This window comes from Qipengyuania citrea, from assembly GCF_009828015.1.
Lineage (GTDB): Bacteria > Pseudomonadota > Alphaproteobacteria > Sphingomonadales > Sphingomonadaceae > Qipengyuania > Qipengyuania citrea.
The window spans coordinates 60,096-78,715 of sequence record NZ_WTYG01000002.1 but is presented as its reverse complement, the minus strand read 5'-3'; the positions used below and the strand labels follow the sequence as shown (position 1 = coordinate 78,715).

Genomic DNA, 18,620 nt, shown 5'->3' with positions numbered 1-18,620 from the left:
ATGGCCATGCCGCCGCGCCCCCATCCGCTGGCCACCGCCCGCGCCGCCGATCGGGCCGACCGCGCGGTGGGCGCGCTGTGGCGCAAGGGCATCACCGCCAAGCCGCCACTCGACCCCGAATATCTCTGGCAGGTGGGCAGCCGCGGTTTTGCCGCGCAGGACGAACATGCGGGCCGCAGCGAGGCAGAAGTTGCCGACTTCCGCCTGCGCCTCGAACGCCTGTGCGCCAGCCTGCGCGGCGAAGCCGAACTCAATGCGCTGGGCCACACGATGGCCTACGGCCAGCTGACCTCGGCCATCCGCAAGCGGCATGCACTGGGCCGCGCATGGCGGACCGACCCGAGCTTGCCGCAGGCTGCGATCGCATCCCCGATCGTCGTCGTCGGGCAGATGCGCGCGGGCACCACGCGAATGCACCGGCTGCTGGCCGCGGACCCGGACCATGCCGGTACGCGGTTCTGCGACAGCCACAACCCGGTTCCGGTTACGCCCGACTGGCGCCCCCTCAAGGCCGCCGCGGCGCTGGCGATCGCGCGGCGGATCAATCCCTGGCTCGATGCCCTGCATCCGTTCGGTTCGACCCGTATCGACGAGGAAATCGGCTGGCTTGCCGCAGCGCTATCGCCCGCGACCTTCGAGGCACAGTGGCACATCCCGTCCTTCGTGGCGTGGAGCGAGGCGCGCGATCCCGGTCCGGTCTATGCCGAATTCGCACGCATCCTGCGGACGGACGCGGCGACGATGGGTAATGCCGACCGCCCGCGGGTGCTGAAATGCCCGCAATTCGCCGAAGACCTGCCCGCGCTGCTGCAGCACTTCCCCGGTACGCGGCTGGTGGTGACGCACCGCGATGCGGCCGCGATCGTCGAGAGTTCGGTATCGCTAGTGGCGAGCCAGATGGCGCCCCAGAGCACACGCCGCGACCTGTCCGCCATCACCGCCGAATGGCAGCGCAAGCTGGCACTGCGCCAGCAGCGGATCGAACGCGCACTGGCGGGCTTTGCCGGACAGGTTGCGCATGTCGATTTCGATCGGCTGAATGCGGACTGGGAAGCCGAGATCGGCCACGTCTATGCTGCATTGGACATGCCGCTATCGGGCGCTGCACTGGCCGCGATGCGGCGCGAACAGCGCAAGGCCGCGGCCGGCAGCCATACGGCGCACAAGGTGCAGATCGAGAATTTCGCCGCGGGCGAGGCCGCCTAGCGGGCCGCCTGGGCGCTGCGCCGGGAGGCGAACATCGGTGCTGTCATCCGGTCAAGCGGGCGAGTGGTTTCGATCAGGCCGATACGATTGCCGGTGAATTCGATCCGCCACATCAGCGGCCCGTCAATTTCCGCCATCGGACTTTCCAGATGGCCCCGCAGGAGCATTCCCTTGCCCCAGTGGTCGAGCGTATCGACGATGATCTGCGGGCGGTCGGCCTGCTCGCGGAAGGTGCGGTCGGCGTCGATAACCGCGGCGGCGCCTTCCAGCCTGTACCCACCCGCATCGACGACCTTCATGTCGGGCGAGATCAGCCTTTCGACCGCTTCGTAATCGAACCTGTTCAGTGCATCGACCAATTGGCCGACCATCTTCGCGCGGGACTTGCGCGAAAGGCGCTTGTTCAAGAAGCCGAAGACCATAGTGGGGGCGATCCTAGAACGGATCGCCCCCTGAGCCTATAAACAAATGATGTGCGGCCAAAAGACATGGCCGCAGAGGCTTTTAGCCGACGATTTCGTCTTCGTTGAAGAAGAAGTCGATTTCGATCTTGGCGTTTTCGTCGCTGTCCGAACCGTGAACCGAATTGGCTTCGATCGATTCGGCATAGGTCTTGCGGATGGTGCCTTCATCGGCATCCGCCGGGTTGGTCGCGCCCATCACGTCGCGGTTGCGCTTGACCGCATCTTCGCCTTCGAGAACCTGTACGACGACTGGGCCCGAGATCATGAAGTCGACCAGTTCACCGAAGAAGGGACGTTCCTTGTGCACCGCGTAGAAGCCTTCGGCCTGCTTGCGGGTCATCTGGATGCGCTTCGAGGCGACGACGCGCAGGCCGGCTTCTTCCAGCATCTTGGTGACCGCACCGGTGAGGTTGCGGCGCGTGGCATCGGGCTTGATGATCGAAAAGGTGCGGGTAACCGCCATGGTGATTTCCTTGCGTGGAGTATGCGGGGGAGAAAATTCTCGCGCGCGCCCCTAGCGCCGCGGGCCCGCCCGGGCAAGTTTCATTCGAGACCACGTCCGATCGACAGCTGCGCCCGGGTGACCTCGCCTTCGCGCGTCGCGGTGAAGGAGAAGCTGGTGCCATCGGCGTTTTCACCGCCGATCATCGTCATCGGCCCACTGTCGAGCGACGTCGCCACGTCGATCCCGGCACTGGCTGCCTGTTCACGATAATACGCCACCATATCCGCCGGTTGCGCGGCGCTCTCCAGCGTCAGCAGGACCAGCACGCCAGCGGCCTGTTCCACCCGCGTGTTGTTGGTCACCCGTGCGCCGGGATAGAGGGCAAACCCCGCGGGCAGTTCGACCGGGACGCGCTCGCCCGAACGCATGGTCGTGACCGTGCCGTCGTCGCCCGTATGCCGCGCGCGGGTTTCGCCCGTTTCCGCATCGATATCGTAGGAGCCGCGCGGTTCGGCGCCGTCACCGCCATTCTCGCCCGCGTTCTCGGCTTCGCCCCCGCAGGCCCCAACTGCCAGCGCGGCGGCAGTGAAAGCGGCGAGGCGGGCGGCGGGCGGGCTGCGTGTCATGCCCTATCGATGCTTGAAGCGCGCAACGGTTCCGTCAGCGACCCTCGCGCCAGCTGCCGTGTTCATCCTGTTTGTTGATGCGGTTGTCGATCGTCTCGTCCTGCGCGAAGCGGCGCCACAAAGCCGCGGCCGCGTCGCGCTGGGCGGCATCGAACAGCAGCAGGACGCGGTCGAATTCCAGCGCCTCTTCGCGCCACCTTCCATCGGCGATCAGGGCCATGCGCGCGCCATTGGACGAACCGCAGGTACCCGACAGCAGGATCGGCTGGCGCGCTTCATGCGCCCCGCCGGCCATGCCGTTGGCGAGGAAGGCCGCCCCGCCCTGCTGCCAGAGCAGTTGCGACAGATGCGTGCGCTGCGCGTCGTCACCGCTGACGACCACCAGCCGCTCGCCCGCCTGCAACACCTTGCGGGCCAGCTTGGCCACGGTCACGTCCACCGGATCGCGGCTGAGCTGGTAGAAATCGACGCGGGTCGTGGTCATTCGGGGCCCGCCGCCTCACCCGACGAGGATGGCTTGTTGCGGCGGCATTTGTCCGAGCAATATTTGACCCCTTCCCAGTCCCGCGCCCATTTCTTGCGCCACGTGAACGGAAAGCCGCAGGTCAGGCACGTCTTGCTGGGCAAGTCGCCCATCCGCCGCATCTTGCCGGTACCCTTGGCCATGATATCCGTCAGCCTTCCAGCGTGTCGCGAACGAACCGGTCGAGCAGGCGCACGCCATAACCGGTCGCGCCCTTGCCCCAGGTCCGGCCCGGCTTGTCCGACCAGACCATGCCGGCCACGTCGACATGCGCCCACGGCGTCCCGTCGGCGATGAAGCGCTGCAGGAACTGCGCGGCGGTGATCGATCCAGCGGCGCGCCCGCCGATGTTCTTCATGTCGGCGATCGGCGAATTGATCAGCTTGTCGTAGGCCGGGCCGATCGGCAGGCGCCAGTTGCGATCGCCGGTCACCTCGCCCGCATCGTGCAGCTGGCTGGCAAGCGCGTCATCGTTCGAGAAGACGCCCGCGAACTCGTGGCCGAGCGCGATGATCATGGCGCCGGTCAGCGTTGCGAAATCAAGGATGCGCGCGGGCTTGAATTCTTCCTGCGTCCAGTGAAGCGCATCGGCCAGCACCAGTCGCCCTTCGGCATCGGTGTTGAGCACCTCGATGGTCTGTCCGCTCATGCTCGTGACCACGTCGCCGGGGCGCTGCGCCTTGCCATCGGGCATGTTCTCGACCAGCCCGACCACGCCTACGAGATTGGCCTTGGCCTTGCGCCCGACCAGCGCCAGCATCGCGCCCGCCACGGCGCCTGCGCCGCCCATGTCCCACTTCATGTCTTCCATGCCCGGGCCCGGCTTGATCGAGATGCCGCCGGTGTCGAAGGTCACGCCCTTGCCGACGAAGGCGGTCGGGGCCGCCCCCGGTTCGCCGCCGTCCCAGCGGATCGCGAGGATGCGCGATTCGCGCTCCGACCCGAGACCGACGCCCAGCAGCGACCCCATGCCGAGTTCTTCCATCTGCGCCTCGTCCAGCACGATCAGCTCGGCGCCGGTGCCTTCGAAGCGTTCGCGGCAGCGCTCGACGAAGCTTTCCGGGTACAGGATATTCGCCGGTTCGGTGATCAGCACGCGGGTGAACTCGACGCCCTCGGCGACATGCGCCATGTCGTCCCACGCGGCCTCGCTCCCCTCGGGAGCGCCGATCACGGTGACAGTGGCGAGCGTGATCTTCTGCTCGTCCTTCATCTTGGTGCGATAGACATCGTAGCGCCAGTTGCGCAGCCGCAGGCCGAGCAGGACGCTGGCTGCCTGTTCGGCGGTCAGGCCGCTGTCCGCGAGGTCGAGGACGAGTTCCTCGTCGCCGCTTGACTGGTACTTGGCAGCCAGCGCCGCGCCCGCTTTCTCGCAATTGGCGAGCCGGACTTCATCGCTCTTGTCGCCGAGGCCGGCCAGCGCCAGCCGGAGGACTTGGCCATCGCGTTCGACGAAGCCGTCGAACACCTGTCCTGCCTTGCCCTTGAACCGGGCGGCTTCCATGCCTTCGGCGAACGGCTTTTCCAGCCCAGCGGGAACCTTGTCCTTGTCGGTAACTTGCGCAACAAGGCGCGCAACCTGCGGGCGGGACTGGCTGAACTGAATGTGCATGGGATCTCCGGAATTGTCTTTGGTCAGGGCCGATACGCTGCGCGCACGCCCATCGAGGATGGCGATTGCGATTAGGCGTGGCCGGTGCGATAGGCAAGGGATGCTCCCGCCTGCCGAGACAGCCCCGCACGCCATCCGGGAGGCCATCCGTCCCGCGACTCTGACTGCCATTGCGCTGGCGCTGTGTGCGGCCAGCCCGGCCGCTGCGCAGCGCGCGGCCGACAATGTCGGCAACGTCATCGACCCGCAGGGCGAGCCCGGCGACCCGCAGCCCGACCGGCCCACGCTGGACGAGGGCGCCGGCGTCGACGATCTGCTCACCGTACCCGATCCCGGCGCCGGGCTGGACCCGCCGCCCGCCCCCACCGGCGATGACGGGCTGGATGCGGCCGGCAACCGCGCGATCGACTTCGAAGCCGATATCCTCGAATACAGTGCCGACAGCGATGTCGTGACCGCCAGCGGCAACGTCGTGCTGCGCAGCGGCGACCGGTCGCTGCGCGCCGATTCGGTCAGCTGGAACGAGCAGACCGGCGAAATCCTCGCCACGGGGCGCGTCCGGTTCGTCGATGAAAACGGCAACCAGCTGTTTTCCGAACGGGTCGAGCTGACCGACGAATTCGAAGCCGGCGCGATGGACGATCTGCTGCTCGCGCTGCGGCAGGGCGGGCGGCTCGCCGCCAATCGCGGCATTCGCGAAAGCGACGGCACCGTCGCGCTGGAGGAAGCGGCCTATAGCGGCTGCGCCGTGGTCGATCCGCAGGGCTGCCCGCGCGATCCGAGCTGGCGAATCACCGCCGAGCGCGTCGTTTACGACCCCGAGACCAGCCGGATCAATTTTTCGGGCGCCTATCTGGAATTGTTCGGCGCGCGTTTGCTGCCGCTGCCGGGGCTGACGATCCGCACCGATGGCGGTGCGGTTTCGGGTTTCCTCGTGCCCGACCTGCGCTTTTCCGAAAGCAACGGGGTCGAGGTATCGGGCAGCTATTACCTGCGCTTCGGCGACAACAAAGACCTTACGCTGACCACCCATGTCTATACCGGGGCGGCACCGATGGTCGCGGGGCAGTGGCGCCACCTGACCGAAGCTGGCGCCTACCAGATCACCGGTTACGCCACCCATTCGCAGCGAATTTCCACTTTCACCGGCGTGGCCGACAGCGCGGAGGAATTCCGCGGCTACCTGTTCGCCAATGGCAGGTTCCAACTGACGCCCGACTGGAGCCTGACCGGATCGGTCCGCCGCACCACCGACCGCACCTTCCTACGCCGCTACGACATCAGCCGCGACGACCGGCTGCGCTCCACGCTCGAGCTGGAGCGGATTGCCGGCAACACCTATTTCTCGCTGGCAGGCTGGGCCACACAGACCCTGCGGCTTGACCAGCCGCAAGGCGAAGTGCCGATAGCGCTGCCCGTGCTCGACGTGCGCTGGCGGCCCGATGCCAAGATCCTCGGCGGACAGCTCGAACTGCAGGGCAACACGCTCGCGATCATGCGCGATATCGGGCAGGACACGCAGCGCGCCTTCGCCCGCGCGCAATGGGACCTGCGCCGCGTGACCGCGCTTGGCCAGGTCGTCACGCTCACCGGCATGCTGCGCGGCGACGTCTACCATTCGGACGAGAATTACCTCACCACCACGCCGAGCTATCGCGGGAATCCCGGCTGGGAATACCGCGGCGTGGCGCTGGGCGCGCTCGACGTGCAATGGCCCTTCGTCGGCGAAGCCTTCGGCGGCACGCAGGTGTTCACCCCTCGCGTGCAATTCGTCGCCACCCCGCCAATCAAGAATCTGGCCATCCCCAACGAGGATGCCCGTGCGATCGACCTCGAGGATTCCAACCTCTTCGCGCTCAACCGCTTCCCCGGCTACGACCGGGTCGAGGACGGCGCGCGGGTCACCTACGGATTCGACTGGTCACTGCGCATTCCGGACTGGGAACTGAAGACCAATGTTGGGCAATCCTACCGTCTCGACAGCGACCGCGACATCCTGCCGGTGGGGACCGGCCTGTCCGAACGGTTCTCCGATTTCGTCGGCCGGACCGAGGTGCGGTACAAGAACTTCCTGAAGTTCACCCACCGCTTCCGGCTGGACAAGGACAATCTGGCGATCCGCCGGAACGAGATCGACGCCACCGTCGGGTCGAGCCGGACCTATGCCGAGATCGGTTACGTCCGGCTCGACCGCGATATCACGCAGGTAGAGGATCTGCAGGACCGCGAGGAATTGCGCGGCGCGGTGCGGGTGGCTTTTGCCAATTACTGGTCGCTGTTCGGCTCGGGCGTGTTCAACCTTACCGACCGCGAGGAGGACCCCACGCTGGCATCGGACGGGTTCGATCCGATCCGTACCCGGCTGGGCATCGCCTATCAGGACGACTGCCTCGAACTGGGCGTTACCTGGCGGCGCGATTACATTACCGCGGGCGATGCCGAACGCGGCGATACCTTCCAGTTCTACTTCAGCCTGAGAAATCTGGGTTTCCGCTAGGCTGCGCTTATTGGCACCCCGGCCCAAACGCGCTATCCGGCGCGCAATCATCAGCTTTGGTTAAGCCGCGCCGCTGCAAGACGCCCGGCATATTCGGGCATCCCGGCGATGCCGCAAGACAGGTTCGACAGGTGACTGCACACATGATTTCCCGATTGCTCTCCTTTGCCGCAGCGGCCGGCCTCGTCGCCGCACCGATTGCGGGCCAGGCCCAGCAGACCATGGGCCAGGGCAATTTGCTCGGCCTGCCCAGCGACCTCAGCATGTTGCAGGACAGCGATCCCAACCACCGCGTCGCCACCGCCGTCGTCAATGGCTATGTCGTGACCGAAACCGATGTCGACCAGCGGGCGGCGTTGCTGCTGGCGGCCAACCAGACGCCGGTCAGCGAAGAAGAGCTGGTCCGCCTGCGCATGCAGGTGCTGCGCAATCTGATCGACGAAACGCTGCAGATTCAGGCTGCGGAAGCGCAGGAGCTCGAAGTCCCTGCAGCAGAAGTCGAGCAGACCTATACCAGCGTCGCGACCCGCAATTTCGGTCAGGCCGCCGAGCAGATGGACGAATATCTGCGGTCCATCGGCTCCTCGCCCGCCTCGCTCAAGCGGCAGATCACCGGCGAACTGGCGTGGAACCGCCTGCTGCGCCGCAACATCGCCCCCTTCGTCAACGTCTCGTCGGACGAAGTGACCGAACTGATCGAACGGCTCGAGGCCTCGCGCGGGACCGAGGAATTCCGGCTCGGCGAAATCTATCTTTCGGCGACGCCCGAAACCGAAGCCGCGGTCGAGGCCAATGCGAGCAAGATCGTCGAACAGCTCCGCCAGGGCGGCAGTTTCGTGGCCTATGCGCGGCAGTTCTCCGAAGCCTCCACCGCAGCCGTTGGCGGCGATCTGGGCTGGATCCAGCTGGCGCAGCTCAAGAACCCGCAGCTGGAAACGGTGGCCGCGGAAATGAGCCCCGGTCAGCTGGTCGGCCCGATCCGGATCCCGGGCGGCTTTTCGATCCTCTACCTGATCGACAAGCGGCAGGTGCTGATGGCCGATCCGCGCGATGCGATGCTTAGCCTCAAGCAGATCCAGATCAGCTTCGCACCTGGTACCAGCGAAGCGCTGGCCCAGCAGCGTGTGGCGGCTTTCACCGAAGGCGTGCGCGACATCCGCGGTTGCGGTGATGCCGAGAGCGCGGCTGCCCGTCTGGGCGCCAATGTCGTCACCAACGACCAGATCCGTGTCCGGTCGCTGCCCGAGGCGCTGCAGAACATCCTGCTGCAACTGCAGGTCGGCCAGGCGACGCCCCCGTTCGGCTCGTTCGAGGAAGGCGTGCGCGTGCTGATGCTGTGCGGACGCGACGATCCCGAAGTGGCCGCCGGCCCCGACTTCAACCAGATCATGGGCGAACTCGAGGACGAGCGCATCGAGAAACGCGCCCAGCGCTACTTGCGCGACCTGCGCAACGACGCCTTCATCGAGTACAACTGACGCCCGTCATGGCACCCCTCGCCGTATCGATTGGCGATCCGGCGGGGATCGGGCCGGAAATCATCGTCGAAAGCTGGGCGCGGCGCTCCGATGCGGGCCTCGCGCCCTTTTTCGTGGTCGGCGGCAAGAGCGTGCTCGAAGCCGCGGCGCGCAGCCGCCGGCTCGCGCTCGACATCGCCCTGATCGACGATCCGGCCGAAGTGCCGGGACTGTTCGGCCGTGCGCTGCCGGTGCTCGGCCGCGAAGATGTCGCTGCGTATCCCGGACAGCCCGATGAATTGGGCGCCGCGCTGGCGCTGCAATCGCTGGCCGAGGCGACGCGCTGCGTGCTGCTGGGTACCGCGTCAGCGATCGTCACCGCGCCGATTGCCAAGGCGCAGCTGGCGGCCGTCGGCTTCGAGCATCCGGGCCAGACCGAATTCTTCGCCGAAGTCTGCGGAATGGAAGCCGACCAGGCGGTGATGATGCTCGCCGGGCCCAGTCTGCGCGCCGTGCCGCTGACCGTCCATTGCGCGCTGTCCGAAGTGCCCGGCCGGCTGTCGCAGCAGCTGATCGAACGACGCGCGCGGATCGTGGCACGCGCGCTGGCGACCGATTTCGGCCGCGCCGCGCCGCGGCTCGCGGTATGTGGGCTGAACCCGCATGCGGGCGAAGGCGGCCGGTTCGGCACCGAGGAAGCGCGAATCATCGCGCCGGCGATCGAGACCCTCCGGGGCGAAGGGTTCGACATTACCGGGCCCCATCCCGCCGACGCGCTGTTCACACCGCGCGCGCGGCAGACCTACGACGCCGCGCTGGCAATGTATCACGACCAGGCTCTGGTCCCGCTCAAGGCGCTCGATTTCGACGAGGGGGTCAATGTCACGCTTGGCCTGCCGATCGTGCGCACCAGCCCCGACCATGGCACCGCCTTCGATATCGCGGGCAAGGGGCTCGCCGATCCCGGCGCGATGATCGCCGCCATTCGCATGGCGGGACAGATAGCTGCCAACCGGTCCGCGCATGGCTGAGCTGCCGCCCCTGCGCAAAGTCATCGCCCGCCACGGCCTCAGCGCTTCCAAGGCACTGGGGCAGAACTTCCTGTTCGACGAGCAATTGCTCGACCGGATCGCCGCGGTGCCCGGCGATCTTGCCGGGAAGCAGGTGCTCGAGGTGGGTCCGGGTCCCGGCGGGCTGACGCGCGCCCTGCTGCGCGCCGGCGCCCGCGTGACCGCAATCGAGATGGACCGCCGCTGCCTGCCCGCGCTGGCCGAGCTGGAAGACGCCTTCCCGGGCCAGTTGCGCGTAATCGAGGGCGATGCGCTCAAGCTCGATCATGCCGAGCTGATGGGCGGAGAACCCTTCGCCGTGTTGTCCAACCTGCCCTATAATGTCGGCACCGCGCTGTTCGTGCGCTGGCTGGCCGGGGCGAAGGGCAGCGAGAATGCATGGCCGCCGCTGTGGACCAGCCTGACGCTGATGTTCCAGCAGGAAGTCGCCCAGCGCATCGTCGCGCAGCCCGGCGGCTCGGCCTATGGCCGGCTTGCAGTGCTGACGCAGTGGCGCAGCCGCGCGAAGCTGGCGATGAAGGTCCACCGCAGCGCCTTTACCCCGCCCCCCAAGGTGATGAGCGCAATTGTTCATGTCGAACCCGCGGAGATGCCCGAAGGGGTCGACGCCCGGCTGCTCGAACGGCTGACCGAAGCCGCCTTCGGCCAGCGCCGCAAGATGCTGCGCCAAAGCCTCAAGGGCATGCCCGGTGCGGTTGCCGCGCTGGAGGCGATCGGCATCGACCCGCAGCGCCGCGCCGAGACGGTGACGGTCGGCGAATTCGTGACCCTCGCGCGCGCACTCACCGCAGAAGGGTGAGGCTCAACGAAAAAGCCCCGCTGGTCGGCGGGGCTTTTCCTTCGATCGCGACTGGCTGTGGTCAGCCCTGCGCCTTCTTCTTGCGCCGCCAGGCGTGCAGCAGCGGTTCGGTGTAGCCGCTGGGCTGTTCGACACCCTTGAAAATGAGGTCCTTCGCCGCGCTGAATGCCGCGCCGTCCTCGTTCTCCAGCAGCGGCTGGTAGAAGGGATCGCCCGCGTTCTGCTCGTCGACCTTGGCGGCCATGCGGCGCAGGCTGTCCATCACCTGTTCTTCGCTGATGACGCCGTGGAGCAACCAGTTGGCGATATGCTGGCTGGAAATGCGCAGCGTTGCGCGGTCTTCCATCAGGCCGACATCGTTGATGTCGGGGACCTTGGAGCAACCGACACCGGCATCGATCCAGCGCACGACATAGCCGAGCAGGCCCTGGCAATTGTTGTCGAGCTCCTCGCGGATCTCGTCCTCCGACCAGTTGGTGCCGTCAGCCAGCGGAATGGCAAGCAGTTCGTCGAGCTTCGCCGCATCGGGCAGGCCCTTCTGGATCTCGAACACGTCCTCGCGGTGATAATGGATCGCGTGCAGCGTCGCGGCGGTCGGGCTCGGCACCCAGGCGGTGTTCGCCCCGGCGCGAAGATGGCCGATCTTGTCGATCATCATCTGCCCCATCAGGTCGGGCGCCGCCCACATGCCCTTGCCGATCTGCGCACGGCCCGACAGGCCATGCGCCAGCCCGATGCCGACATTGCGCGCCTCGTAGGCCTTGAGCCAGGCTGAGTTCTTCATCTCGCCCTTGCGCATCATCGGACCGGCACGCATCGAGGTGTGAATCTCGTCACCCGTACGGTCGAGGAAGCCGGTGTTGATGAAGACGATGCGGTCCTTCACCGCGTGGATGCAGGCGGCAAGATTGGCTGATGTGCGGCGTTCCTCGTCCATCACCCCGACCTTGATCGTGTGGCGCGGCAGGCCGAGCAGATCTTCCACCGCGTCGAACAGGTCGTCAGTGAAGGCGCATTCCTCGGGCCCGTGCATCTTGGGCTTCACGATATAGATGCTGCCGCAGCGCGAATTGCCGTACTTCCCCAGTCCGGCGACATCCTGCGCGCCGATTGCCGAGGTGACCACCGCATCGAGGATCCCCTCGGGGATTTCCTTGCCGTCCCAGCGCATCGCCGGGTTGGTCATCAGATGGCCGACATTGCGCACGAACATCAGGCTGCGGCCGGGCAGGCTGTGTTCGCCGCCGTCGCTGTCGGTGTAAGTCTTGTCACCCACCAGCTTGCGAGTGAGCGTCTTGCCGCCCTTCTCGAAGCTTTCCTCCAGATCGCCGCGGATCACGCCGAGCCAGTTGCGATAGGCGGTGAGCTTGTCCTCGGCATCGACCGCCGCGACCGAATCCTCGCAATCGGCGATGGTGGTCAGCGCGGCCTCGAAATTGACATCGGCGATACCCAGCCGGTCGGTCTTGCCGACCTGGCTGTCCGGATCGACGACGATCTCGATATGCAGGCCGTTGTGGCGGAACAGCGGGCCCTTGTCGGTCTGCCCGACCTGCTGCGAAGGATCGGCCAGTTCGAGGGTGTCGAGGCTGTCGAGATCCTTCCAGCTTCCCGATGCGAGCGGGAGGATCTCGTCGAGCAGCTTGCGCGCCTCGGCGATGACCGCGGCGCCGCGCTCCTCGTCATACCCGCCCGGCCGTGCGGCGGGCGCGTCGAGCGCATCGGTGCCGTAAAGCGCGTCGTAGAGGCTGCCCCAGCGGGCATTGGCGGCGTTGAGCAGGAAGCGTGCGTTGAGGATGGGCACCACCAGCTGGGGGCCGGCCATGGTCGCGATCTCGGGATCGACATTCTCGGTCCCGATGGTGAACTCGCCCGGTTCGGGGACGAGATAGCCGATGTCTTCCAGAAAGGTGCGATAGGCGCCCGCTTCATGCGGCTGCCCAGCCCGTTCGGTGTGCCAGGCATCGATCTTCGCCTGCAGATCCTCGCGCCTGGCCAGCAGGTCCGCGTTGCGCGGACCGAACCTGCCCAGGAGGTCGGCAAAACCTTTCCAGAAGGCATCGACGTCGCGGCCGAGGGGCCCGAGCACGTCGGTTTCGATAAAGGCGGCAAGCTGCGGATCGGCTTCGATTCCGGCGCGCGTGACAAATTCGGTCATGGAACTCCTCGAGCAGTAGTAGAACGGCGATGTCGTACCCGGGGAGGAGTGGCACGGTCTATGCCGCCAGCCGTTGATCAATGCAAGGCACGGGCTGGACTCGGGCCAAGGCAGGATTAAGGACGTTGCACATGAAACCGGATACCGCCCCCCAAGCGCTGCTCGCCACAATCGATGGCGACACGATGCTGCGCGAGGTGCAGGACTGGGCGTCAATCAACACGGGCACCGGCAATATCGCCGGGCTGGACCGGATGGCGGGGATCCTCGCCGATGCCTTCAGCACCCTGCCCGGCGACGTCGATCTGGTCGAACCCGCCACGGTCACCGCGATCTCGCCCGAGGGCCGCGAGTTCGAGAAGCCGCATGGCAGGCACATGGTGCTGCGCGTGCGGCCGGAAGCGGAGCGGCGCTTCGTGCTGACGGGGCACATGGATACCGTCTTCCCCGAGGATCATCCTTTCCAGCAGGTCAGCTGGCTCGACGACGAGACGATCAACGGACCCGGCACCGCCGATATGAAAGGCGGGCTGAATGTCATCCTCCACGCGTTGAAGACCTTCGAAACGATGGCAGGCGCGTCGCGCGTCGGATACGACGTGATGATCAATTCGGACGAGGAAACCGGCAGTCTTGCCAGCCGTACGCTGATCGAGGAACTGGCGCGCGGCAAATATGCCGCGCTGACCTACGAACCCAGCGCGCTGCCCGACGGCACGCTGGCGCATGCGCGCGGCGGGACGGGCAATTATTCGATCACAATCACCGGCAAGTCGGCGCATGCAGGGCGCAATCCGCATGACGGCCGCAATGCCATCGTCGCCGCCAGCGACCTCGTGCTGCGGATCAAGGCGCTCGAGGCCGGGGACATCACGGTCAACCCGGCCAAGATCGAAGGCGGCAGTGCGAACAACGTGGTGCCCGACCTGGCGATCCTGCGCTTCAACATCCGCCCCCAATCGACCGATGCGATGAACCGCTTCGACGGTCAGCTCGATGCGATCCTCGATGGGATCCGCAGCGAACGCGAGGTTGCCATCCATCGCCATGGCGGCGTGACACGCCCGCCCAAACCCGTCGATGCCAGGGCGCAGAAACTGTTCGATCTCGTCAAGACATGCGGCGCCGAACTGGGCCAGCAGATCGGCTGGAAAAGCACAGGCGGCGTGTGCGATGGTAACAATATCGCTGCCACCGGCGTGCCCGTGGTCGATACGATGGGCGTGCGCGGCGGCGCCATCCATTCGCCCGATGAATTCATGATCGTGCCCAGCCTGCGCGAGCGCGCCGCCCTGTCCGCGCTGGTCCTGGCCAGGCTTTCGACCGGAGACCCTTTGTGACCTTTCGCCTGCGCGCCGCGCAAATCGCCGATCTCGAACAACTCTACGAAATGGCCAAGCTGACCGGCGGCGGTTTCACCAACCTCCCCGCCGACCGTACCGCGCTGACGCGCAAGCTGGAACGCGCCGAGGAAGCCTTTGCGCGTACCTATGACGATCTGGGCGACGACCAGTTCACGCTGGTGCTGGAAAACACCGAGACCGGCCAGGTGCGGGGCACTTGCCAGATGTTCAGCCAGGTGGGGCAGCAATGGCCCTTCTACAGTTACCGCATGACCACGCTGACGCAGCACAGCCAGGAACTCGACCGGACCGTGCGCGCCGAACTGCTCAGCCTCGTCACCGACCTCGAGGGCTGTTCGGAAGTCGGCGGGCTGTTCCTTCATCCCGCCGAACGTGCCGGCGGGTTCGGCCTGCTGCTGGCGCGCAGCCGGTATCTGTTCATCGCCATGCACCGGGCGCGCTTTGCCGATCGCGTCATTGCCGAATTGCGCGGCGTGATCGACGACCGCGGCGGCTCGCCCTTCTGGGACGGCGTTGCCGGCAGGTTCTTCGGCATGACCTTCCAGGAAGCCGATTATTTCAACGCGATCAACGGCAACCAGTTCATCGCCGACCTCATGCCCAAGCACCCGGTCTATATCGCGATGCTCGACGAGGAGGCGAAGAAGGTGATCGGCGTGCCCCACCCCTCCGGCCGGGCGGCCATGCGGATGCTGGAGAACGAGGGCTTCGCCGCCGAAGGCTATGTCGACATTTTCGACGGCGGGCCGACGATGACCGCGCGCACCAGCCAGGTGCGCAGCGTGCGCAAGGCGCAGCCGGGCAAGGTTTCGGACACCGATCTCGACATCGGCGAACGAGCGCTGATTGCCACCGGCACGCTGGCGAGTTTCCGCAGTGTCTACGGCATGCGCGAAATCGCGGAGAACGGATCGATCGCGATCGACGCGATGGCTGCGCAAACGCTCGAAGTGGGCGAAGGCGACGAAGTCTGGAGCGTCACCCGCTGACGGGAACATGGCCGCGCGCGTCCAAGGGAGTCGGGACGCGGCGGCGCGGCTGGCCTTCGACTTCGCTCGAACCGAACGGATAGCATATGCTCAGGGAAATCAATTTCGACGGCATCGTCGGGCCGAGCCACAATTACGCCGGCCTCAGTCTCGGCAACATCGCCAGCGCGAGCCACAAGGGCAGCGCTTCCTATCCGCGTGCCGCGGCGCTGCAAGGCGTGGCGAAGATGCGCGCGAATATGGAACGCGGGCTCGCGCAGGGCGTCCTGCTCCCGCTGCCGCGGCCCAATTTTGCACTGCTGGACGATCTCGCGGTGGATGGCACAAGCGACCGAGCGCTGCTGGCCGCAGCCTGGTCGGCCAGTTCGATGTGGACCGCCAATGCCGCAACGGTCAGCCCCGCGCCCGATACTGCGGACGGGCGCTGTCACCTGACCCCTGCCAATCTCGTCACCATGCTGCATCGCGGCCAGGAATGGCGCGATACGCAGGCGCAGCTGAAGCTCGCCTTCGGCGATACCCGCCATTTCGCAGTGCACGATGCGGTCCCGCCGAGTTTCGGCGACGAGGGCGCGGCCAACCACATGCGGCTGTGCGAAAGCCACGGGCAGCCCGGAGTGGAGGTATTCGTCTATGGCCGGCCCGGCGGGCGCTTCCCCGCGCGCCAGCACGAACAGGCCAGCCGCGCCGTGGCCCGCAAGCACGGGCTCGATCCTGCGCGCTGCGTCTTCATCGAACAGAACCCCGCCGCGATCGAGGCGGGCGCGTTCCACAACGATGTCGTCGCGGTTGCGAACCAAACCGTGTTGTTCACGCATGAACAGGCCTTTGCCGATCGCAAGGATGCCTATGAAGCGATGCACGCCGCCTTTCCGGCGCTGCACGTCGTCGAAGTGCCGGCCAGCGCGGTATCGCTCGAGGAAGCGATCCGGACCTATCTGTTCAACGCGCAGCTGGTCAGCCTGCCAAGCGGAGAGATGGCCTTAGTCGTCCCAAGCGAATGCCAGGAGAGCGCCAGCGTCTGGGCATGGTGCGAACGGATGCTCGCCTCGAACGGACCGATCCGGCAGGTAATCCCCGTCGATGTCCGCCAGTCGATGGCCAATGGCGGCGGGCCCGCATGCCTGCGGCTGCGGGTGGTGGCCGATCCCGCCACGGTCGACGCGCGGTTCCTGCTCGACGAAGCCAAGGCGCAGCGCATCGAATCGGTCATCGCCCAGGCCTGGCCCGAACGGATCGAACCGGAAGAAATCGGATCGGAAAAGCTGGCCAAGACCGTGATCGAAGCGCGCGAGGCGCTGTTCGCGGTGCTCTCGCTAGATGAGCTCGCCTGACCCGGTTTGGTCGTCCGCCTCTGGACCGCCGCGTCGGCGGGTCTTACACTCAATGACGCATTAACCATTGCGAGTCGCGGGAACGCGACGCTGGCACGGGAATTGCAGTTCCTAGGGATTAACCGTGGAGACCGGACGATTTCGCTGACGAGGGTAAAACGGCTGTTCGTGATCAAGACGCGCTTCGAAGCGTATCTGATCATCTTTGCGCTTGCCCTCGGCGCCATGACTCGCGGCGCGCACTACACGGTTCAATACCCCGGTGTCGGCGGTTACCTGCTGTTTGCAGCAACCGCTGGTGCGGTCTTTCTCGGCGGCGCCAAGATCCTCGACGCGCTGCGTTACGAACGCGAGGCACGCGAAGCCGGCGCGGACACGGCAGAGAAAGCCGGCCTGCAGCCTTGAGCCGCACCAAGCGGGCAATCGCACAATTCGATAAGGCTAAGGTGGGGGTTTCTGTTGCTAGCTACCCCCGGAGCCCCGGAATCCGCTTCTGTTGCCCGGTGGGTCCAACCGCGCTTTAGCTTTGTAAATTCAGGCCGTTAGGCCGTCAAATTACGCTGCGAGAGCGAGTGCTTCGTTATCGTTGGCACTTGTGTGTTGTGAACATTTTTACGGGATACTCAGCCCGAGCAAAAACACTGTCTTTCAGCACACGTCGATCCTAGTTCGGCCCCGTCATAACCCGCCAATGAAGCGGTTTGTGGTGGAGCCGCCGGGTACTGCCCCCGGGTCCGTTGTACCTATTGCACAGCGCCATTTATCGCCATAGCCCGCCGAAACGGGCAGGACCCATATAGGCCCTGCCCGCTTAATGTGAAGTGTATACGGGCGCCTGGCCGACCGGCCTATTTCTTCAGCGCGTCGCGAATTTCGGTCAGCAACTCGATTTCGGTCGGCCCCGCGGGCGCGGCAGCCGCCTTCTTTTCCTCGAATTCGGCCATGACCTTCTTGGCATAGCGGACCAGGAGGAAGATGATGAAGGCGAGGATCACGAAATTGATGATCGCGGTGACGAATGCGCCATAGCCGATCATGGCGGCTCCCGCTTCCTTCAGCGCGGCATAGTCGGTTAGCGACCCATCATAGCCTTCGGGCGTGCTCAGCAAGATGAAATAGCTCGAGAAATCGGCCCCGCCGAAAATCGCGCCGATCACCGGCATGATGATATCATCGGTCAGCGAACTGACGATGGCGCCGAATGCGCCCGCGATGATTACTGCCACCGCAAGGTCGATGACATTGCCCTTCGCGATGAAGGCCTTGAATTCCTTGAACATGCATTTCCCCTGATTTTTCCGCCAAAGGGTTGTCTGGTCGCAGGCGCCTTCATGCTGAAACACGCCGCTGTCTGCGCTTTAAACAGGATCGCCGAAAAGTCCGCGTTAATCTTGTATGGCGGCCAAGGTGTGCTATCTGGACAAGACACACTTACCACAAAAGGGATGTTCCATGAACCGCCTGGTTGCCTTTCGCACCTCCATCGTTGCTGCCGCCGCCCTCGTCCTGTCGGCGTGCGGAATTAACTCGGTGCCAGCGGCCGAAGAGACGGCCAAGGCCAAGTGGGCCGATGTCGAAGCCGCGTTTCAGGAACGCGCCAATTTGGTGCCCAATCTCGAACAGATCGTGATGAGCTCGGCCGAACAGGAACGCGAAACGCTGGAATCGGTGATCCAGGCGCGCGCCTCGGCGACGCGTCCGGAAATCCAGCTCGACGGTGATGATCTCGGCGATGCGGACAAGATGGCACAGTACCAGGAAGCACAGAACACCTTCGGCGGCGCACTGTCGCGGCTGATGGCCAATGTCGAAGCCTATCCCGAACTGCGCAGCCAGGAAAACTTCGGCCGCTTCATGACGCAGATCGAAGGGCAGGAAAACCGCATCCGCGTGGCGATCCGCGACTACAACGAGGCGGTGCGGCAGTATAACACGACCATCCGCACCTTCCCCGATACGATCGGTGCCAACATCATCCACGGCGCCGAACCGATGGTGCCGTATGCGGCAGTGACCGAAGGCGCCGAGGTTGCGCCGACGCTGAACATGCGCGGGGATGACGATGCGGCCAATTGA

The 18,620-nt window shown here is 65.7% G+C and carries 18 protein-coding genes and 1 other RNA gene; 10 read left to right on the top strand and 9 right to left on the bottom strand.

Annotated elements, in window-relative coordinates; genetic code table 11:
• Window positions 1-6 precede the first annotated feature (6 nt).
• Window positions 7-1,206 carry a sulfotransferase family protein gene (locus GRI55_RS05810; RefSeq protein ID WP_160766538.1) on the top strand — a complete coding sequence of 400 codons (1,200 nt, stop codon included), beginning with the start codon at window positions 7-9 and terminating at the stop codon, window positions 1,204-1,206.
• Here GRI55_RS05810 and GRI55_RS05805 read toward each other — a convergent pair.
• From GRI55_RS05805 to GRI55_RS05780, 6 genes are all read right to left on the bottom strand, one after another.
• On the bottom strand, window positions 1,203-1,613 hold the full coding sequence (locus tag GRI55_RS05805) for a nuclear transport factor 2 family protein (RefSeq protein WP_160766537.1): 411 nt from the start codon (window positions 1,611-1,613) through the stop codon (window positions 1,203-1,205). The genes GRI55_RS05810 and GRI55_RS05805 overlap by 4 nt on opposite strands.
• Window positions 1,614-1,710: 97 nt before the next feature.
• Window positions 1,711-2,133: a nucleoside-diphosphate kinase gene (gene ndk / locus GRI55_RS05800; protein WP_160766536.1), complete on the bottom strand. Its 423-nt coding sequence runs from the start codon at window positions 2,131-2,133 to the stop codon at window positions 1,711-1,713.
• Between the two features lie 80 nt (window positions 2,134-2,213).
• Window positions 2,214-2,741 (bottom strand): hypothetical protein, encoded by a 528-nt coding sequence (locus tag GRI55_RS05795; RefSeq protein WP_050600254.1) that lies wholly within the window; start codon window positions 2,739-2,741, stop codon window positions 2,214-2,216.
• A 34-nt stretch (window positions 2,742-2,775) separates the two neighbouring features.
• The gene (locus GRI55_RS05790) at window positions 2,776-3,225 is read right to left on the bottom strand and encodes a DNA polymerase III subunit chi (protein ID WP_160766535.1); all 450 of its coding nucleotides are present in this window, start codon (window positions 3,223-3,225) and stop codon (window positions 2,776-2,778) included.
• On the bottom strand, window positions 3,222-3,407 hold the full coding sequence (locus GRI55_RS05785; RefSeq protein WP_063506312.1) for a DUF2256 domain-containing protein: 186 nt from the start codon (window positions 3,405-3,407) through the stop codon (window positions 3,222-3,224). The genes GRI55_RS05790 and GRI55_RS05785 overlap by 4 nt, the downstream gene beginning before the upstream one ends.
• Before the next feature lie 8 nt (window positions 3,408-3,415).
• Complete coding sequence (locus tag GRI55_RS05780) at window positions 3,416-4,876, bottom strand: leucyl aminopeptidase (RefSeq protein ID WP_160766534.1); 1,461 nt, start codon at window positions 4,874-4,876, stop codon at window positions 3,416-3,418.
• 100 nt (window positions 4,877-4,976) lie between these two features.
• On the opposite strand from GRI55_RS05780, the gene GRI55_RS05775 reads away from it, so the two are divergent.
• The 4 genes from GRI55_RS05775 (at window position 4,977) to rsmA (ending at window position 10,699) form a co-directional block, all read left to right on the top strand.
• Entirely contained in the window at window positions 4,977-7,373 is a 2,397-nt protein-coding gene (locus GRI55_RS05775) for an LPS-assembly protein LptD (RefSeq protein WP_083437324.1), read from the top strand.
• 131 nt (window positions 7,374-7,504) lie between these two features.
• Window positions 7,505-8,851, top strand: a complete 1,347-nt coding sequence (locus tag GRI55_RS05770) for a peptidylprolyl isomerase (protein WP_228135246.1) — start codon at window positions 7,505-7,507, stop codon at window positions 8,849-8,851.
• Window positions 8,852-8,859: 8 nt separating this feature from the next.
• Window positions 8,860-9,861 (top strand): 4-hydroxythreonine-4-phosphate dehydrogenase PdxA, encoded by a 1,002-nt coding sequence (gene pdxA / locus GRI55_RS05765; RefSeq protein WP_160766533.1) that lies wholly within the window; start codon window positions 8,860-8,862, stop codon window positions 9,859-9,861.
• A complete protein-coding gene (rsmA, locus tag GRI55_RS05760; protein ID WP_160766532.1) occupies window positions 9,854-10,699 on the top strand; it encodes a 16S rRNA (adenine(1518)-N(6)/adenine(1519)-N(6))-dimethyltransferase RsmA in 846 nt (281 codons plus the stop codon). The genes pdxA and rsmA overlap by 8 nt, the downstream gene beginning before the upstream one ends.
• Before the next feature lie 61 nt (window positions 10,700-10,760).
• Here rsmA and GRI55_RS05755 read toward each other — a convergent pair whose 3' ends face one another.
• Window positions 10,761-12,857 carry a malate synthase G gene (locus GRI55_RS05755; protein WP_160766531.1) on the bottom strand — a complete coding sequence of 699 codons (2,097 nt, stop codon included), beginning with the start codon at window positions 12,855-12,857 and terminating at the stop codon, window positions 10,761-10,763.
• Between the two features lie 131 nt (window positions 12,858-12,988).
• On the opposite strand from GRI55_RS05755, the gene GRI55_RS05750 reads away from it, so the two are divergent.
• The 4 genes from GRI55_RS05750 to GRI55_RS05735 all read left to right on the top strand — a co-directional run bounded on the left by GRI55_RS05750 (window position 12,989) and on the right by GRI55_RS05735 (window position 16,949).
• On the top strand, window positions 12,989-14,197 hold the full coding sequence (locus GRI55_RS05750) for a hydrolase (protein WP_160766530.1): 1,209 nt from the start codon (window positions 12,989-12,991) through the stop codon (window positions 14,195-14,197).
• A complete protein-coding gene (locus GRI55_RS05745) occupies window positions 14,194-15,210 on the top strand; it encodes an arginine N-succinyltransferase (RefSeq protein WP_160766529.1) in 1,017 nt (338 codons plus the stop codon). The genes GRI55_RS05750 and GRI55_RS05745 overlap by 4 nt, the downstream gene beginning before the upstream one ends.
• Window positions 15,211-15,296: 86 nt before the next feature.
• Window positions 15,297-16,544, top strand: a complete 1,248-nt coding sequence (locus tag GRI55_RS05740) for an N-succinylarginine dihydrolase (RefSeq protein WP_160766528.1) — start codon at window positions 15,297-15,299, stop codon at window positions 16,542-16,544.
• Window positions 16,545-16,712: 168 nt separating this feature from the next.
• The gene (locus GRI55_RS05735; RefSeq protein ID WP_307019550.1) at window positions 16,713-16,949 is read left to right on the top strand and encodes a hypothetical protein; all 237 of its coding nucleotides are present in this window, start codon (window positions 16,713-16,715) and stop codon (window positions 16,947-16,949) included.
• A 77-nt stretch (window positions 16,950-17,026) separates the two neighbouring features.
• Here GRI55_RS05735 and ssrA read toward each other — a convergent pair.
• Together ssrA and mscL are read right to left on the bottom strand one after the other, a co-directional pair.
• Window positions 17,027-17,369: a transfer-messenger RNA gene (gene ssrA / locus GRI55_RS05730) on the bottom strand.
• 23 nt (window positions 17,370-17,392) lie between these two features.
• Window positions 17,393-17,824, bottom strand: coding sequence for a large conductance mechanosensitive channel protein MscL (gene mscL, locus GRI55_RS05725; RefSeq protein WP_050600245.1), 432 nt, complete (start codon window positions 17,822-17,824; stop codon window positions 17,393-17,395).
• 172 nt (window positions 17,825-17,996) lie between these two features.
• Between mscL and GRI55_RS05720 the strand changes: the two genes are divergently transcribed.
• Entirely contained in the window at window positions 17,997-18,620 is a 624-nt protein-coding gene (locus tag GRI55_RS05720; RefSeq protein ID WP_160766527.1) for a LemA family protein, read from the top strand.

What these genes read in the sequence shown, in the direction of transcription:
- GRI55_RS05810 (WP_160766538.1), top strand. Translation starts at nt 7, where the DNA reads ATGCCGCCGCGCCCCCATCCGCTGGCCACCGCCCGCGCCGCCGATCGG.
- ndk (WP_160766536.1), bottom strand. Translation starts at nt 2,133, where the DNA reads ATGGCGGTTACCCGCACCTTTTCGATCATCAAGCCCGATGCCACGCGC.
- GRI55_RS05795 (WP_050600254.1), bottom strand. Translation starts at nt 2,741, where the DNA reads ATGACACGCAGCCCGCCCGCCGCCCGCCTCGCCGCTTTCACTGCCGCC.
- GRI55_RS05790 (WP_160766535.1), bottom strand. Translation starts at nt 3,225, where the DNA reads ATGACCACGACCCGCGTCGATTTCTACCAGCTCAGCCGCGATCCGGTG.
- GRI55_RS05785 (WP_063506312.1), bottom strand. Translation starts at nt 3,407, where the DNA reads ATGGCCAAGGGTACCGGCAAGATGCGGCGGATGGGCGACTTGCCCAGC.
- GRI55_RS05780 (WP_160766534.1), bottom strand. Translation starts at nt 4,876, where the DNA reads ATGCACATTCAGTTCAGCCAGTCCCGCCCGCAGGTTGCGCGCCTTGTT.
- GRI55_RS05775 (WP_083437324.1), top strand. Translation starts at nt 4,977, where the DNA reads ATGCTCCCGCCTGCCGAGACAGCCCCGCACGCCATCCGGGAGGCCATC.
- pdxA (WP_160766533.1), top strand. Translation starts at nt 8,860, where the DNA reads ATGGCACCCCTCGCCGTATCGATTGGCGATCCGGCGGGGATCGGGCCG.
- rsmA (WP_160766532.1), top strand. Translation starts at nt 9,854, where the DNA reads ATGGCTGAGCTGCCGCCCCTGCGCAAAGTCATCGCCCGCCACGGCCTC.
- GRI55_RS05755 (WP_160766531.1), bottom strand. Translation starts at nt 12,857, where the DNA reads ATGACCGAATTTGTCACGCGCGCCGGAATCGAAGCCGATCCGCAGCTT.
- GRI55_RS05750 (WP_160766530.1), top strand. Translation starts at nt 12,989, where the DNA reads ATGAAACCGGATACCGCCCCCCAAGCGCTGCTCGCCACAATCGATGGC.
- GRI55_RS05740 (WP_160766528.1), top strand. Translation starts at nt 15,297, where the DNA reads ATGCTCAGGGAAATCAATTTCGACGGCATCGTCGGGCCGAGCCACAAT.
- mscL (WP_050600245.1), bottom strand. Translation starts at nt 17,824, where the DNA reads ATGTTCAAGGAATTCAAGGCCTTCATCGCGAAGGGCAATGTCATCGAC.
- GRI55_RS05720 (WP_160766527.1), top strand. Translation starts at nt 17,997, where the DNA reads ATGAACCGCCTGGTTGCCTTTCGCACCTCCATCGTTGCTGCCGCCGCC.